At 59.4% G+C, this 13787-nt stretch carries 19 protein-coding genes and 1 pseudogene; 7 read left to right on the forward strand and 13 right to left on the reverse strand.

Annotated features, from left to right (window positions below; translation table 11 throughout):
- The first annotated feature begins 6 nt into the window (after window positions 1–6).
- Window positions 7–855 (forward strand): thermonuclease family protein, encoded by an 849-nt coding sequence (locus tag ACX3P0_RS19720; RefSeq protein WP_459091143.1) that lies wholly within the window; start codon window positions 7–9, stop codon window positions 853–855.
- Here ACX3P0_RS19720 and ACX3P0_RS19725 read toward each other — a convergent pair.
- Window positions 818–2467 carry a lysine--tRNA ligase gene (locus ACX3P0_RS19725; protein WP_459091145.1) on the reverse strand — a complete coding sequence of 550 codons (1650 nt, stop codon included), beginning with the start codon at window positions 2465–2467 and terminating at the stop codon, window positions 818–820. The two genes, ACX3P0_RS19720 and ACX3P0_RS19725, sit on opposite strands and share 38 nt — an antisense overlap.
- Window positions 2468–2608: 141 nt before the next feature.
- Entirely contained in the window at window positions 2609–3457 is an 849-nt protein-coding gene (locus ACX3P0_RS19730) for a transporter substrate-binding domain-containing protein (protein ID WP_459091189.1), read from the reverse strand.
- 330 nt (window positions 3458–3787) lie between these two features.
- On the opposite strand from ACX3P0_RS19730, the gene ACX3P0_RS19735 reads away from it, so the two are divergent.
- Complete coding sequence (locus ACX3P0_RS19735; protein ID WP_459091147.1) at window positions 3788–5401, forward strand: glycosyltransferase; 1614 nt, start codon at window positions 3788–3790, stop codon at window positions 5399–5401.
- A 140-nt stretch (window positions 5402–5541) separates the two neighbouring features.
- Here the strand turns inward: ACX3P0_RS19735 and ACX3P0_RS19740 are convergent, their stop codons facing one another.
- The 11 genes from ACX3P0_RS19740 to ACX3P0_RS19790 all read right to left on the reverse strand — a co-directional run bounded on the left by ACX3P0_RS19740 (window position 5542) and on the right by ACX3P0_RS19790 (window position 9988).
- Window positions 5542–5865 (reverse strand): hypothetical protein, encoded by a 324-nt coding sequence (locus tag ACX3P0_RS19740; RefSeq protein ID WP_459091149.1) that lies wholly within the window; start codon window positions 5863–5865, stop codon window positions 5542–5544.
- Window positions 5862–6443, reverse strand: coding sequence for a hypothetical protein (locus tag ACX3P0_RS19745; RefSeq protein WP_459091151.1), 582 nt, complete (start codon window positions 6441–6443; stop codon window positions 5862–5864). The genes ACX3P0_RS19740 and ACX3P0_RS19745 overlap by 4 nt, the downstream gene beginning before the upstream one ends.
- Window positions 6440–6766 (reverse strand): hypothetical protein, encoded by a 327-nt coding sequence (locus ACX3P0_RS19750; RefSeq protein ID WP_459091153.1) that lies wholly within the window; start codon window positions 6764–6766, stop codon window positions 6440–6442. The genes ACX3P0_RS19745 and ACX3P0_RS19750 overlap by 4 nt, the downstream gene beginning before the upstream one ends.
- Before the next feature lie 123 nt (window positions 6767–6889).
- Window positions 6890–7150, reverse strand: a complete 261-nt coding sequence (locus ACX3P0_RS19755; protein ID WP_459091155.1) for a hypothetical protein — start codon at window positions 7148–7150, stop codon at window positions 6890–6892.
- A 142-nt stretch (window positions 7151–7292) separates the two neighbouring features.
- The gene (locus ACX3P0_RS19760) at window positions 7293–7568 is read right to left on the reverse strand and encodes a hypothetical protein (protein WP_459091157.1); all 276 of its coding nucleotides are present in this window, start codon (window positions 7566–7568) and stop codon (window positions 7293–7295) included.
- Window positions 7552–7764, reverse strand: a complete 213-nt coding sequence (locus tag ACX3P0_RS19765; RefSeq protein WP_459091159.1) for a hypothetical protein — start codon at window positions 7762–7764, stop codon at window positions 7552–7554. The genes ACX3P0_RS19760 and ACX3P0_RS19765 overlap by 17 nt, the downstream gene beginning before the upstream one ends.
- Window positions 7764–8000 carry a hypothetical protein gene (locus ACX3P0_RS19770; protein WP_459091161.1) on the reverse strand — a complete coding sequence of 79 codons (237 nt, stop codon included), beginning with the start codon at window positions 7998–8000 and terminating at the stop codon, window positions 7764–7766. The genes ACX3P0_RS19765 and ACX3P0_RS19770 overlap by 1 nt, the downstream gene beginning before the upstream one ends.
- Window positions 7997–8422, reverse strand: coding sequence for a DUF5681 domain-containing protein (locus ACX3P0_RS19775; protein WP_459091163.1), 426 nt, complete (start codon window positions 8420–8422; stop codon window positions 7997–7999). Before ACX3P0_RS19775 ends, ACX3P0_RS19770 begins: the two co-directional genes overlap by 4 nt.
- 39 nt (window positions 8423–8461) lie before the next feature.
- Window positions 8462–8860 carry a hypothetical protein gene (locus ACX3P0_RS19780; RefSeq protein ID WP_459091165.1) on the reverse strand — a complete coding sequence of 133 codons (399 nt, stop codon included), beginning with the start codon at window positions 8858–8860 and terminating at the stop codon, window positions 8462–8464.
- Between the two features lie 13 nt (window positions 8861–8873).
- Entirely contained in the window at window positions 8874–9539 is a 666-nt protein-coding gene (locus ACX3P0_RS19785) for a hypothetical protein (RefSeq protein ID WP_459091167.1), read from the reverse strand.
- A gap of 293 nt (window positions 9540–9832) precedes the next feature.
- On the reverse strand, window positions 9833–9988 hold the full coding sequence (locus tag ACX3P0_RS19790) for a plasmid mobilization protein (protein WP_459091169.1): 156 nt from the start codon (window positions 9986–9988) through the stop codon (window positions 9833–9835).
- Window positions 9989–10181: 193 nt separating this feature from the next.
- Between ACX3P0_RS19790 and ACX3P0_RS19795 the strand changes: the two genes are divergently transcribed.
- From ACX3P0_RS19795 to ACX3P0_RS19815, 5 genes and pseudogenes are all read left to right on the forward strand, one after another.
- A complete protein-coding gene (locus tag ACX3P0_RS19795; RefSeq protein WP_459091171.1) occupies window positions 10182–10502 on the forward strand; it encodes a hypothetical protein in 321 nt (106 codons plus the stop codon).
- 218 nt (window positions 10503–10720) lie between these two features.
- Window positions 10721–11023, forward strand: a complete 303-nt coding sequence (locus tag ACX3P0_RS19800; protein WP_459091173.1) for a type II toxin-antitoxin system HigB family toxin — start codon at window positions 10721–10723, stop codon at window positions 11021–11023.
- Window positions 11024–11032: 9 nt separating this feature from the next.
- A complete protein-coding gene (locus ACX3P0_RS19805) occupies window positions 11033–11491 on the forward strand; it encodes a helix-turn-helix domain-containing protein (protein WP_459091175.1) in 459 nt (152 codons plus the stop codon).
- Between the two features lie 139 nt (window positions 11492–11630).
- Entirely contained in the window at window positions 11631–12038 is a 408-nt protein-coding gene (locus ACX3P0_RS19810) for a hypothetical protein (RefSeq protein WP_459091177.1), read from the forward strand.
- A gap of 1217 nt (window positions 12039–13255) precedes the next feature.
- Window positions 13256–13787, forward strand: a pseudogene (locus ACX3P0_RS19815) (hypothetical protein); the annotation flags it as partial.

A 13787-nucleotide genomic window follows, 5' to 3' on the forward strand; every position in this document is an offset into this window, starting at 1 on the left:
AAGCGGATGCCGTTTCGCAATGAGGCCATTGCCGCTCTCGCGCTTCTGGTGATGGTCGCCTCGGTCGCCGTCGGCGGCCACGCCGTGCTGCGGCAGCAAGAGGCGGTTGTTGTCGATGAGGTGACCGCTCCCTCACCAGTGGAACCGAGCACGGCGACCATTCCGGAAAAGCGCGCCGAAAAAGTCCCCGTCAGGTCCAGGGCAATCGATCCCGAGATCGTCGCGCCGCGGCAATTCGATGCGGGTCGCCTCGAGCGGATCGAGCCTCGCGCACCCTTGAGCAATCTGTCGCTGGCCATGCCGCCCAAGCCACCAGAGCCGCGAGCGTCTGATGCACAAAATGCGGCAGACGGCCCCAAAGGCACCACGCTGTTTCAGTCGATTGCTTCCGCTGCCGGGGTGATTGAGACCAAGGACCGCTCCGTAACCATCGCCGGCATCGACATGATAGCTCAGGATGAAACCTGCACCGACGAGCACGGCCGGCGTTGGGCCTGTGGCTTGCGCGCACGCGGCGCGTTTCGTGCGTTCCTGCGCGGCCGTGCGCCGGTCTGCACGCTGCCGGACCCTGCCGAAAAATCCGTCGTCTCGCCATGTAGTCTTGGCAAGCAGGATATCGGGACGTGGCTGGTTTCAAACGGCTGGGCGCGTCCCGCCGAGGACGGCCCCTATGTCGAAGTCGGCGAAAAGGCGAAGGCGGCAATGAAGGGCATCTTTGGCGAAGCGCCCGATCTTTCCGGCCTGCCGCCGGCCCCCGCACCGGTCGAGGCTCCGCCGGAAGGCCGAACTTCCATCCTCGACCTGTCCGGTGAGGCGGCTACGCCACCAATTGGCCAGCCAGCGCCTTTTCAATGAGCGCGCGCGTTTCGCCAATGCCGTAAAGGGCGGCAAACGAGCCGAAACGCGGGCCCCGTTCCTGGCCAATCAGCACCTGATAAATCATCTGGAAGAAGGCGACCGACACGCCCGGTCCGCCTTCCGGCGCCTGCTTGGAATGATCCTGGTAGCGCTCGATCTTGCGCGCCACGTTGAGCGTGGCGTTCTGGATCGTTTCGCCGTCCGCGTTGGCAGGCAGCGCCGCCAGCGCGTCCGACAGTTTCGCCAGCGCGTCGCGTTCGACCTCGTCGGCCGCGCGAAAAACCTTCGCCGGCTTCACGAAATCGTCGAAATAGCGGATGGCGTAACCGGCCAGCCGGTCGAGTTCCGGGTTCTTTTCCGGCGTGACGCCCGGCGCATAGCGCGAGATGAAGCCCCATAGAACGGCCTTGTCCTGCGCGTTCGAGGCGCTGACCAGATTGAGCAGCAGTGAAAACGGCACGGCCAGGTCGATTGCCGGCGGGTTGCCGCTGTGCATGTGCCAGACGGGATTGCCGAGACGGTTCTTCCAGTCCTGCCGCTGATAGGCCGACAGGAAGGTGTAATATTCATCGACGGCGCGCGGAATGACGTCGAAATAGAGTTTTTTGGCCACGCGCGGCTTCTGAAACATGTAAAGGCCGAGGCTTTCGGTCGGGGCATAGGTCAGCCAGTCGTCGATGCTCAGGCCGTTGCCCTTCGACTTGGAAATTTTTTGGCCCTTGTCGTCCAGGAACAGTTCATAGACGAAATGCTCCGGTGCCCTTCCGCCCAGGATAACGCAGATCTTGTCATAGATGACGGCATTGGTCTGGTGGTCCTTGCCGAACATCTCGAAATCGACGCCAAGGGCGGCCCAGCGCATGCCAAAATCCGGCTTCCACTGCAGCTTCACCTTGCCGCCGGTGACGGGCAGCGTGGTTTCGGTGCCTTCGTCGTCGAAGGTGATCGTGCCGGCCTTGGCGTCGACATGCTTCATCGGCACGTAGAGCACGCGCCCGCTCTTCGGCGAGATCGGCAGGAACGGGCTGTAGGTCGCCTGACGCTCCGGCCCGAGCGTCGGCAGCATCACCGCCATGATGGCGTCGTACTTCTCGGCGGCGCGCAAAAGCACGTCATCGAAGCGGCCCGACTTGTAGTAGTCCGTGGCGCTGGCGAATTCGTAGTCGAAACCGAATGTGTCGAGGAAGCGGCGCAGCATCGCGTTGTTGTGATGCCCGAAGCTCTCGTAATCGCCGCCGAACGGATTGGGCGCCGAGGTCAGCGGCATGTGCAGATAAGGCTCGAGTGCCGCGCGATCCGGCACGTTGTCGGGAATCTTGCGCATGCCGTCGAGATCGTCGGAGAAGCACAACAGGCGCGTCTTGACCTTGTCGCCGGTGAGAATGCGGAAGGCATGGCGCACCATGGTGGTGCGGGCGACCTCGCCGAAAGTGCCGATATGCGGCAGGCCGGACGGGCCGTAGCCGGTCTCGAACAGCACCGTTTCCGGAAAGCCCGTCTTGGCGTAGCGCGCGACGATCTTTTTGGCTTCCTCGAACGGCCAGGCTTTGCTTTCCGCAGCGGCAGCCAGCATTTCCGGGTTGAGATCGAGCGGGGTGGTTCCGGCCATTTCGATAATCCTGGCGTCAAGGTTCTAGAAAGTGCGTCGGCCTTTGGTGCCGTTACGGGGATGCTCTATGCGTCGGAGACTGGAGCGTCAACGATTGCCCGCCTCTTCACTGCGCTGAATGGCCCGCTCCGGGTCTGAACGTCAGAAGAAACTGACGGGGAAATAGCGCAGGTAAAGTTCGGCGAACGTGCCGTCCTGGGAAATTTCCTGCAGTGCGTAGTCAAAGGCCGCGGCCAGCGTCGGGTCGTCCGGCCTGACGGCGATCGCCAACCCCGTTCCCAGATATTCGGGTGCGAGATAGGGCCCTCCGGCGAAGCGGCAGCATCCGGCAGCGTCCGGCCCGACCAGCCAGAAGGCAAGCCGCATCCCGTCGCCGAATGCGGCGCCGATGCTGCCCGCCCGCAGCGCCACATACAGATCTTCCGGTTTGGGAAATGGAACGAAGGCGAGACCCCCGAAATTATCATGAAGCATGCGCTCATGCGCCGAACCGGCGACGACGCCGACACGTTTGCCCTTCAGCTTGGCAAAGATGGGCTCCGCGACCGCATTGGCTTTGGGCATCACGAAGCGGGCGGGAAATTGCAGATAGGGGCGGGAAAAGGCGTATTTCGCACGGGTTTCCGGCGTCGCGGCGATGCCGGCCAGGATCGCCTCCCCTTCGCCTTTTTGCAGGGCGCCATCCAGTTCCGCCCACGGCAGCGCCTGGATTTGGCATTTGTCGGCAAGGTCCAGCCTGGCACAGATGGCGCGGGCGAGATCGATATGAAAGCCGGAAAGCCGGCCCTCGCGGTCGAGAAAATTGAATGGCGGGAAATCGATGGTCGTCAGGAAGCGCAGCCTCGTCAAGGCGGAAAGGTCCGGCTTTGGCAGCCTTTCCTTGGCATCCCAGAAAACGGGAACCTGCGGCTCTGCCGCATCGGCCGCCGCGCCCATCGTGGCTGCTCCCGCCAGCAGCACCGCCAGCACGGTCGTCAGCACCGGGCCCATCCAACGAAATGCCGGCAATGACGATTGCAAGGCTGAAACTCCTCTCGGTTAGGTCCTGGCCTAGGCTTTTGGTATGAAACGGGAGCCGGCACAACGGATTTCGGTTTCAATGAATTCAATTGCGGTTATGCTCACCGGTGGGGCGCCGAAGACTTTCGGCGAAATGAGGCCGCTCATCGGCGGCAGGGGTGCGGTTGGGCAAATCGGCTCTTCGGTAAATGGGGCCACCGCGAAGGGACGCGGGCGAGAAAAATCTAGCTGGAGAAACAACCGGTCTGCGCAGAAAGGCGCGGAACAGCTTGCTATCGTGCGGATGCGGGGGCAACGGGGATGCGACCGTTTGGATTCGACGGCGGGGAAAACGCGCCGTCCGCGACTGGCGAACCATTCGACGCAAGGGATTGCGAGCGTCGGCCCGATCAGGGTTTGCCTCTTGCCGAGGTCTTCTTCCCGGAGCTGGCCGAATGGCGGCAGGTCCTGGTGCGGCTTTCGGTGCCTTGGCAAACGGCTGTCGAAGCCGCCATCAGCGTTCGCACCGGAGCCGGTGATTTTCAGTCCGCGCTGCTGGCGTCGGGCGTCATCAGCCGCGTGGACATGCTTCGGGCCATTGGAGCCGACCTCGACCTCGGTGTCGTGGAAGCCATCGATCCAGCCCGGATTATTGTCAGCGACGAACATGCCTCCGTGCTGTTGCGGGGCCGCAACGGGCAAATTCCCGTCAAGCTGCTGGAGAAGGACGGCGGCATAGCCTTCCTGATAACGTTCGAGCGCTTGCGGCTAGGCGACATGCGTCGGCGGATCGCGGACCATCCGGCATTGGCCAGGCATCTCAAGATCGTCGATCCGCAGGTTCTGCGCGCCGCCGTTCTGGCAAGGTCGCAACCCGTTCTGGAGCGTGAGGCCATCCTTGGCCTGTTCGAACGGTACCCGTCCTTTTCTGCCCGCATCGTCGCCAACGCCTGGCAGGGAACGATGGCCGGCGTTGTGATCACCGCATTGCCGGTAGGCCTGCTGCTGCACTGGAACGAAGTTCTAGCCGCTCTGCACGTTCTGGCAACGATCTTCTTTCTGGCCTGCGTGGTCCTCCGGTTCGCGGCGGTGGCATCGGTGCGTCCATTGCAGCCGCCGCAGCCGCTGCCGCCACTGCCGGAAGGGGAAATGCCCGTCTATTCGGTTCTGGTCGCGCTCTATCAGGAAGCGGCCATCGTGCCGGATCTTCTGGACGCGCTCGATCGACTGGTGTGGCCGCGCGACAGGCTGGAGATCAAGCTTGTTTGCGAGGCCGACGACGCCGCTACCCTTGACGTCATCCGCGCAAGCGGTTTGCCCTCCCACATCGAAATCGTCGAGGTTCCGCCGGAAGGCCCCCGCACGAAACCCAAGGCGCTGGCCTATGCCTTGCAGATGGCCGGCGGAGAATTCGTCGCCCTGTACGATGCCGAGGACCAGCCGCACCCCCTGCAACTGCTCGAAGCGTGGCATCGTTTCCGCGATCGCGGCCCCGATCTGGCCGCGGTTCAGGCGCCGCTTGAAATCTCCAATCGAAGCGACACGCTGATGGCCCGCATGTTCGCTTTCGAATATGCCGGGCTCTTTCGCGGTTTGCTGCCCTGGCTTTCGCAGCGTCGGCTGATGTTGCCGCTCGGCGGTACTTCGAACCATTTTCGACGCGCGGTTCTGTTCGAAGCAGGCGGCTGGGACCCGTTCAACGTCACCGAGGATGCGGATTTGGGCATGCGCCTGACGCGCTTGGGCTACCATACCGAAGTCATCTCACGCCCGACCTGCGAAGCGGCGCCGAAGCGGTTCGAAGTCTGGCTTCCGCAAAGGACGCGCTGGTTCAAGGGCTGGGCGCAGACTATGATAAATAACAGTAACAGACTGATATTAAAGGATAATGTTAGAAACATCGTTGCCAGAGGAGAGATTGTAGCAACCGCATAGCAACATTTGGTGCTTGAACGGGCCGCTCGCCTCGTACAAATCATTCGCCACGGGGGGGGTGGTGCTGTATCAGCCCGCAATCAGCCTATAGGCAATCATGCCCGATGTGACCGTGACGATGAAAAGCAGGTCGAGATAGGTCACCGGCAGTGCCGCCAAACGGCAGACTTTACCATGCCCACGCTTGCGGCGATCTGATCATAGGTCATGCCGTCGCGCCTCATCTGCCTGAGTTGCGCTTTTAAGCCTTCGGCTGTGTCGGCACGCTCGACCTTGACCGGCTGCGGCTTCTCACTCCGGTTAAGACGCTTTGCGCGTCTATCGTTGGCGAGCATGGCCTTGCCGATTTCTCTCCAGCCGTGACCAGTTGTCGGGTCGATGCCTGAAACGCCGCGAGGAATGTGCCGCACCATGCCGGCTGCAATGGCCGCGTCGATCAACGCCCTATCGGTTGCTATGGTCATGACCGCGCCTCCCGCACTGGCACAAATGTCCGCATAAGCGAGCCGTCCGGCATTCGGTGCTCGCGTTCCACAAACGTTCGCTTTGACAGGCCGGGAGAGGTGCGGACGTACGCTTCCACGCCGTTAGCGCGCAGCATCTGCTTGGCTAGGCCGTATCCGTCACCATCGAAGGCGAGCAGCGTGCAAGACACGTTATGGGTGGGTTCGGTCCAGTCGGACCCTGAATAGCTCCCGACGCCCTGGTCGATCAATTCCAACCGACCTAAGCTTGGCTCCAATTCCTCATCATCATGGGGTTTGTCGTTGATATCGGCTCCCTCGTCCTCGGAAACGTCCTCGCGCTCATCATCCAGTTCGCGGTCGTCGTGCCGTTCATTGCAAAAGAGCGCTTGTGGTCCAGCGTCGGTCCATCCTAGCCACGGCTCGGCTTCCCCCGTTTCTTCAAGGTCGGGATCGGCATTCATGGCGTCGAGCAAGTCGATAAGCCGCTCGATGGTGCTGGCGATGCCTTCGAGGTCGTTCTTGGATAGCGACAGGACGAACACGCCTCCCGCGTCGGTATTGCGGGATGCTGTCATGACTGCGCCTCCGTCATCGCCTTCATGTCAGCCATCAGGCTTCTGAGGATGGCGATTTCGCTGCTTTCGTCATCCGAACTCCACCCATCCCTCATCTTCACAAGCAGGCCGGCAAGCGTCGTGGCGCGGGTGTCCATGATCTTTTCGAATAGCCGGGCACCATCCTGCGTCTTGCGCTCCAGCTTGCGCTGTGCCTTGCGCATGCGCTTACGCAGCCGGTCAAACTCTGCGTCCAGGTCTTCCACGCTGTCGGCAGCTTGTTCCTCCAGATTTCTGTTCGCGAGGAACTTGGCTTCGAGCCTCAAGAGGTTTGCATCGCTCATGACTTCACCTGCTTGACCTTTTGAGCCGCCGCCGCTTCTCTCAGTATTCTCAGGGCTTCTTGCTGGCGCTCCGGGCTGGCTTTCCTGAAAGCTCGAGCCATTCCTGCGCTTCACTGACGGTCATCATGCTTCACCGCCTACCACCGGCTTGCCGTAACGCATGGGCAGGCCAATGATGCCGTAGGGGTCGTGCAACTCATCATCCGCGTGGATCGCGAGAATACGAGACGGCCCGTCGCCTGCGGTGCATGCGAAAATCTGCCACGGCTCTCCAGAATATTCTTCGCACAACCTCTTGAGGGCAAACAGATGTTGCCCGATCAGTTCCCGGCGGGTGGGCTCTGGCGTTGCCTCGGCAATGAGAGGCGCAGCTACGGCGGTCACAGCAGCCCCAGCGGCGGCGGTATTTCGGCTATGATCCGTTTGGCCTCGCTGACACTTCCTCTTTTGCGGCCTGCTCCCGGCCGGCTACCGCCGTGCTGTGCCATCTCGAATTCCTTGATTGTTTATCAAAGGCCCTGCCGCTCTACCGGTGACCCAACGCCATGCGTGCCGTCACAAGGGCATTGTCGCTCGCAAGGTATTGGCGAATGAAACTGGCACCGAGTTCCTCCGGCAATTCTTCGCCCGCAAGCTGCCGCGCGAGATGGTCGTGATAATCCGCAATCGGCATGCCCACCTGCGCTTCAATCTTCCACGTCACGGCTTGAAGCGCGGCGTTCAGTTCCTCATCGGACAGGCTGTCGAACGGGTCCGACCGTGCCCTGCGCTCAAGCTTCAGCAATCTAGCCTGCAATGTCATAGGCGTGCTCCGGCGGAACGAGGCGAATGATACGAATGCGGTTGTCTGCCGGATCGATATCATCAGCCAGGATGGCTTGCCGTGCCGCCGCTTCGTCCTCGTCCGTGGTGACAAGGTAAACGCCTATCGGGCCACGCTCAGGCGGCAGGAACGAGCGCTCCAGTCGTGAAAGACGGGAATGGATGGTATTTGTCATTAGAGGTGCTCCAATGCGTCCTCATGCGCCAGCAGCAGGAAATCTTGCCGATCTACCGCACCAGCCACAACGGCGGTGATGGAATGTCGGCGGCCCACGATGCATTCCCCGGACAACATCAGGTCGAGATACCTGGCGTCACATTCCGTCTGGTTGTCTGCCTCGATGGAAAAACAGAGCGGCGACTGTTCGCCGTGGGTCCTTTCGAGCTTTTGAACGCGGGCATGCAGGCTCATCTGTTGGCTCCCAGCTTTTCCTCAAGGGCAGTGAGGCGCTCCGCTAGTTCGCTCGTTTCGAAAGTCCGCCTGTGAACGTCAAGCAACCCGGCGATCAAGGTCCCCTCATCGAGTGACAGTTCTCCGACTGCCACCTGATCAATGACGGCCGCAAACGCAGTTGGTAAATCTTCCGCCTTGGTGACTTTCGGTAACTGAAAGGGGACCCGAGCGCCTTTGCGCGCCGGCCATACCCTGTCCAGAATTGGACGGGCGGCAACGGCATCGCCTTCCTTCGCCTTTTCGATCATGGCGCGTACGATGGCCTCAACCTCGCCCTCCGCGAGAGCATCGAGAGCAACAAGCTTCCTGGAGCGCGAGCCTTGCGGCCTGCCATTCGGGTTGCCTGACTTGCCTGGCTGAAATTTCGTATCTTCGTTCATGTTGTCCTGTATCGCGCCCTGATTTGGCAGGCATATCCCTCACTGGATGGTATGCGTCGTGCTGGGGGAAGTAGCGACTTTGCGTGTGATGCCGGCCGCGTGCTGGACGGATAACTGAAGGGTGGCGACGGCTTTTCGCAGGAAGTCTTGCGCCTTCCAGAAGGCTTCGCTGGCAGCTTCCCCGTTTCCATTCGCTTCATGCAGCATGGTGACGCTGTGCAGGGAGTAGGCCCCTATGATGGCCGCGAACAGGCCATTCGTCAGCACGCCGAAAGACGGCTCGTCTTCGGGTTGCCAGTCCTCGACTTCCTTGATGCATTCCCTGAAGCGGGCTGCCGCCTCATCGGAAAAGAAGCTATCGACGGCCATATCGCTATAGGCATCCATTTCCGCGATCAGATCACGAAAGACGAGCATCTCGGGGACTTTCTCTGTCATTGGTGTTCTCCGTTCAATCGAGATGGATTTTCGGCAACGGCGTCGGCTGTTGCTGGTTGACCTGCTTTTCGGTGCCCATTGCTGCCGCAACCCTGGCCGCGTTGCCGTAGTGCGAGGCCAGGAGTTTCCAGACGCCTTCGTCGGGCCGCGACTGAGACTTGGACAGCAGCACCCGTGCCACTCTCGGGTCGAGCAAGGCGTCCGCGATCAGATCGTCCACCGTTTCAAGCCCGGCGCGCCGCATGGCGGAAACCGCCTGCCCACCCATGACGCCAGCCATGGAAGCCAGCGGATTAAACAGCGCCCCGGCACCCGCACCGGCGATGGAAAGCAGGCGTCCGAAATTGGACATGCTGCGATTTCCGGCCGCGAGCGTGTCTTGCGCCGTATTCGATCCGCCCGGAATGCGAACACCCGCAACCGAGCGATTGGCGCGCTGTAGATCGGCGGCAATTGCTTCCATGGCGGCAAGGTCGTTTTCGGCAAATCCTGCTGCCCGGAGAGACTGCCTGTTATCCCTGATGAAGCTTTGGAACTGATCGGATTTGAGACCCGGCTGTCCGCTCGTGGCGACTTCCGTATTCCCGACGAAGCGCTTCATCATGTATTCGACGGTCGCTTTCTTCAGGCCCTCGGCCGCTTCCTTGTCACCGCGAATGGCAGCACGCAGACGGGCCATCTGATTGAGGCTATCGTTTCGGCCGTAGACGCTTCCGACCGTGTTTACGATGTCGGCGGGGTCGCCCACCTGTCGTAGCGGGAACCTCGGTCATATCGAATTATCCTTCTTCATTGCCGCGAAAGCCGCATTGCGGTCCACGACTGCAAATCCATGTCCCGAGGGGTGAGCTTCGACACCGGTAAGCTTGCCAGCGCGGGCATCAGCGACAATCGAGCCGATGGCACGGGACTCCCGCTTGTGGAGATGCCAAAGCTGCACGAGGGTGATGGGCGGAGCGTATTGGACCATGGCTATGCCGCCACCCTGCGTGCCGCGTCAGTCGCGGTCTTGCGCAGGAAATCCGAAAGCGTCATGCCCCGCTGGCGGGCAATCTCGATTAAACGCCTCTTTTCGTCGCGCGCCACACGGACCTGGATCAGGTCACCCATTGGCTCGGAAAATCGCATGTCTGCCTCCAAATCAACGAAGCAGATTTTAGCATGAAGGCGGACCAAACGTAACAACAAAATGTCAATTAAATCAAAGCGTTATAGGGCGTCCACCCATGTCCGGTAGTGTCCGGGAATGTCCGTTGCGCTCCGCAATCACCTTGACGAACACCAGGGCCAGCGAGATGCTGCTCTGCACTCGGGAGTGATTATGGCCACGGACTGGATTGCCCTACTAGGAGAACAGGCCCAACTTGCGCGGCGCTTTGCGGCGGAAATCCCTAAGGCGATTTCGCGCCCTGATCTCACACTCGACCAAGCCTCGCAGATATACGACTTGGTCGAAAAAGGTGAACAGGACTTTGACCGGATCGTGGAAGATATGAATCGGCAAGACCTTGACGACGCCATCTACATGGCAGCCGACCGGCTCCAGGAAATTTGGTCCGCGCTTTCGGTAGAGGCTGCAAATAAAGTTCAGGCCATGCGAGACGCCGAACCTTCCGAAATTCGCGGGAGCAACGAGAATTGACGACGCTATGATCGACAACGTCCTGCCTCAGCCTAAGCACCCGAAGCTGATCGTTGTCGTCAGCCCCAGACCCCCCTATTGATGCTATGCTGATGAAAGGTTTGAGTTGCCTGCTGGCTGGATGGCCTACTGACTTTCACGTTTATCGTGACATTCCACTTTTCAGTTGAAAACGCGGTAGTGCTACCGTATGTTCCCAATGTGGGAACAGGGCTTGAATGCGTATTATCTCTCAGAACACGCTAGTCGAATATGGGGCGAAGCATCCTGAGGCGCGGCCATCTTTGACCCATTGGCATCAGACTACCAAGGCTTCGGCTTGGAACACTCCGCTGGACGTTGTGGCCTCCTTCCCGAAAGCTAAGGCATTGAACAATGATCGGGTGCGCTTTGAAATCTCCGGCGGGAACTACCGCATGATCGTCGCGTTCGATTTTCGCAGACAGATCGCATTCGTGAAATTTCTAGGCACCCACGCTGAATATGACCGGATCGACGCCCTTACAGTGTCAATTTTCTAGGAGACTGAAATGGATATCCGTCCTATCAAAACCCACGAAGACCACGCAGCCGCTCTGAAGGAAATCGAACGCCTTTGGGGCGCGGATGTAGGAACTTCCGAGGGTGATAAACTCGACATTCTCGCAACGCTCGTTGAAGCCTACGAAAACATCCACTGGCCTATCGAAGCGCTTGACCCGATCGAATACATCGAAGCCTATATGGAAATGGCCGGGCTTACTCAGGTTTCCCTTGCTGGAATCCTTGGTTCGCGTCCACGCGCATCTGAAATTTTGAGCCGCAAGCGCGCCCTGTCGATGGACATGGTTTTTAAGCTGAACCGTGAGTGGCACATCCCGGCTGAAATCCTCGTACAGCCTTACCACCTAGCCGCCGAAACGAATGCTCCGTCTCGATCAGTAAGGCATACTGCTGTTCGTCAGCGCGGAAAGCCGCGTAGCAGGATAGCCAAGGTTAAGACGGCATAGGTGTACTCAATCGGCATCCGAAGCTTCATCCCGGCGGATAATCATTGAACTCCTTCTCCTGTCGGCGCTAACTGCTCTCGGGCAGGAGGGGAATATAAGGTCGAAAGTCTTTTTTGCGTTGATCGCTGTTGCAACCCTGATGCCGCTTGGCCCGGCCATATCCGCCCCCGTAGGTTCATCAGACAATTACGAGGATATTTGCGAAACCGGGAGGCTCCCCGATGCCAGTACGGCTAGCGCCGCCGCTGTTGAAGCGGCATGTGCAGCCACGCATGGCGAAGAAGCAGCGCCGCCGAAAGAATGGATCGACGCAGCCTGCCAGACAAAGGTCCAGTCCTACCGACATTCTGGTTTCGTCCTGTCAAAGCTGGACGGCAGTCACATGACGAAATGCATCATCGAAGATTGGCCGATCAGCCGGGAGAACGCGATTATGGCGTGCGGCGACGGAACCAAGCCCTCAATGGTTGTTCACGTGGACGGTCCGCTTGAGTTCGGCGGCTACACTCTTTACCCGGCCGGTAGCCTCAAGGTGCATTGTGGTTGAAACTGCTACCTAAATTGCCCGCTCCATGGATGATCCCCGCGACAAGCATAGCTTTGGAGCATCATGGTTATGAACGAGCGGGACGCCGAGGTGTCAAGATAGCTCGGGTTGTCCGCGACCCATTTGACGTACATCATGGCCAATTGCTGGATCGTTGCATCGTTGGAGCACACCGGGAGGATCAACGACCCGTCCCCCGAAAGACTATTTAGAACGCCATTCATCCCCGAAATTGTACTCATGCATATCCCAGCGTCGGCTAGGACTTGCCATTTATGGTCCGTATTAGGGTGTTCAAAAACGTCCTTGTACGCGAGGCACCTTTGGTACAACCCCGTAGTAGATATAATCGCTCGCCCGCTGGGAAGTGTATTCGCATAAGAAGAGCACGGCTGCGCAATCGACATTGCGAACAGCACCGCAGCAAGTGTCCTTCCCACTATCCCCTCCATTTTTCCGACACTCTAGCAGTCTGCCGGGGAGAGTGGTAAATGTTTCCGATGCAGATTGACCACAACCCCGACCTCTCCCGCCGCAACCGCGCCGGTATCCTCTACGGGATTTGCGAGTGAGAACGTTATTCGGTTATGCCGCGTCCGGGTTCATTGTCGACGCGTCTAAGCTGCTATATAATTACGCCGGCCGCCTCCCCTCGCGCGCCCGCGCGTACTGTTCCGAGAATGACAGCCACCGCGAACAGACGCTTCGGACCGTTTATCTTGTATCCAGCCCCAAATGACGATTAGATCGGGTGGGGAACCGGGGCTCGGGGGTATCGAATGAAACTCAGAATACTGACCGTGTGCGCGCTGGTCGCTATGACCGGCTGCGCGACGCCGCCTCAGAATATCAGGGCCGTTCGGACGGGCGAGGCATGCACGCCGGCCAAGATGCAACGGCTCAATGAACTTTCTGCAGTTCAAAGCGCTACAGCCACAAATGACGCGGTCGGCGTGTTCCTCATCGGCTTGCCCATGGGATCGATGGGCGGCGGCAACCATCAGGACGAGATAGCCAGGTTGAAAGGGTCTTGCGAGATCGGTAATAGGCCCGTCCGCACCCAACCCGGGAAAGTACAAGCGCCATCACCGGGGCCGGTGCACGCAGCCCAATAGCGGCCCCGCGAGAGATCATAGAGGCGTAGTTGCGATAGGGCTTGAAGGCGGGGAGTAAGTCTCGAGAGATAGAGACTCGCAAGGCGTTATTGGGGATATGCAGTGCATTTACCGGAACCACCCGGAGCGAATAGACAGCCGCTATTGTATTTCTGCGACGAGTCTCACATCCGCACTTCTGAATGGATGAGCATTGGCGGATTAGCGGTCATCCCCTCACGTGCCGCTATTATAGGAAAAGAGATGCTATGTCTGAAGGAAGCCTTTGGCGTACCGAAGCACTCAGAGGTGAAGTGGAATAAAGCCAAATCCAAGAAGGATTTGTGCAAGGCGTACATAAAACTGCTCTTTGACCAAATTGAAGAAAACCACGTTCATTTCCACGTTCGATTTTCACCATTCACTCAATATGATCACAGCGCCAGCGGCGAGAGGAAGGAAACGGACACTATTAGCAAGGCTTATTACCAATTGCTTCTGCACCGGACTGGTCGCTTTTACGGAGAGCATTGTCGGGTGCAGGTCAGGCCTGTGGTCTGCCCCCTGAAAAGTGGTCCTCCCTTATGTATGGCTTTTGAGCCGATGGAGGACTTAAGAAATGGCCAGAAAGAGACACAGTGCGGAAGAGATCGTC

Source organism: Mesorhizobium sp. A556 (assembly GCF_054489545.1).

Excerpts from the sequence above, each read along its gene's own strand:
- ACX3P0_RS19760 (WP_459091157.1), bottom strand. The coding sequence starts at position 7,568 with ATGACATTGCAGGCTAGATTGCTGAAGCTTGAGCGCAGGGCACGGTCG.
- ACX3P0_RS19775 (WP_459091163.1), bottom strand. The coding sequence starts at position 8,422 with ATGAACGAAGATACGAAATTTCAGCCAGGCAAGTCAGGCAACCCGAAT.
- ACX3P0_RS19785 (WP_459091167.1), bottom strand. The coding sequence starts at position 9,539 with ATGGCCCGTCTGCGTGCTGCCATTCGCGGTGACAAGGAAGCGGCCGAG.
- ACX3P0_RS19720 (WP_459091143.1), top strand. The coding sequence starts at position 7 with ATGCCGTTTCGCAATGAGGCCATTGCCGCTCTCGCGCTTCTGGTGATG.
- ACX3P0_RS19770 (WP_459091161.1), bottom strand. The coding sequence starts at position 8,000 with ATGAGCCTGCATGCCCGCGTTCAAAAGCTCGAAAGGACCCACGGCGAA.
- ACX3P0_RS19810 (WP_459091177.1), top strand. The coding sequence starts at position 11,631 with ATGCCGCTTGGCCCGGCCATATCCGCCCCCGTAGGTTCATCAGACAAT.
- ACX3P0_RS19730 (WP_459091189.1), bottom strand. The coding sequence starts at position 3,457 with ATGGGCCCGGTGCTGACGACCGTGCTGGCGGTGCTGCTGGCGGGAGCA.
- ACX3P0_RS19795 (WP_459091171.1), top strand. The coding sequence starts at position 10,182 with ATGGCCACGGACTGGATTGCCCTACTAGGAGAACAGGCCCAACTTGCG.
- ACX3P0_RS19800 (WP_459091173.1), top strand. The coding sequence starts at position 10,721 with ATGCGTATTATCTCTCAGAACACGCTAGTCGAATATGGGGCGAAGCAT.
- ACX3P0_RS19790 (WP_459091169.1), bottom strand. The coding sequence starts at position 9,988 with ATGCGATTTTCCGAGCCAATGGGTGACCTGATCCAGGTCCGTGTGGCG.
- ACX3P0_RS19805 (WP_459091175.1), top strand. The coding sequence starts at position 11,033 with ATGGATATCCGTCCTATCAAAACCCACGAAGACCACGCAGCCGCTCTG.
- ACX3P0_RS19780 (WP_459091165.1), bottom strand. The coding sequence starts at position 8,860 with ATGACAGAGAAAGTCCCCGAGATGCTCGTCTTTCGTGATCTGATCGCG.
- ACX3P0_RS19750 (WP_459091153.1), bottom strand. The coding sequence starts at position 6,766 with ATGAGCGATGCAAACCTCTTGAGGCTCGAAGCCAAGTTCCTCGCGAAC.
- ACX3P0_RS19745 (WP_459091151.1), bottom strand. The coding sequence starts at position 6,443 with ATGACAGCATCCCGCAATACCGACGCGGGAGGCGTGTTCGTCCTGTCG.
- ACX3P0_RS19725 (WP_459091145.1), bottom strand. The coding sequence starts at position 2,467 with ATGGCCGGAACCACCCCGCTCGATCTCAACCCGGAAATGCTGGCTGCC.
- ACX3P0_RS19735 (WP_459091147.1), top strand. The coding sequence starts at position 3,788 with ATGCGACCGTTTGGATTCGACGGCGGGGAAAACGCGCCGTCCGCGACT.
- ACX3P0_RS19740 (WP_459091149.1), bottom strand. The coding sequence starts at position 5,865 with ATGACCATAGCAACCGATAGGGCGTTGATCGACGCGGCCATTGCAGCC.
- ACX3P0_RS19765 (WP_459091159.1), bottom strand. The coding sequence starts at position 7,764 with ATGACAAATACCATCCATTCCCGTCTTTCACGACTGGAGCGCTCGTTC.